General features: G+C 53.2%; 1 rRNA gene. It reads right to left on the bottom strand.

Annotated features, from left to right (window positions below):
• Window positions 1-209 (bottom strand): 23S ribosomal RNA (locus C444_RS07590); the annotation flags it as partial.
• Between the last annotated feature and the right edge of the window lie 13 nt (window positions 210-222).

The following is a 222-nucleotide window of genomic DNA, read 5'->3' as shown; positions in this document are numbered from 1 at the left end:
ATCACGTTGCGTTTTCTGTTCCTCCCGATACTGAGATGTTTCAGTTCTCGGGGTTCCTCATTGCGCGAAGCAATTGTTAGAGAGATTCTCATTCGGAAATCCATGGTTCTTCGCCTCCGTGCGGCTCCCCATGGCTTATCGCAGCTTGGCACGTCCTTCATCAGCGCCTGAGCCGAGCAATCCACCAGCTGGCATAGTAGCCAACGTCGTTGTGACTCGTTC

The organism is Haloarcula japonica DSM 6131, assembly GCF_000336635.1.
Classification (GTDB): Archaea; Halobacteriota; Halobacteria; order Halobacteriales; family Haloarculaceae; genus Haloarcula; species Haloarcula japonica.
Note: the sequence above shows the minus strand (reverse complement) of the source record. Positions and strands in the feature narration are given on the sequence as shown.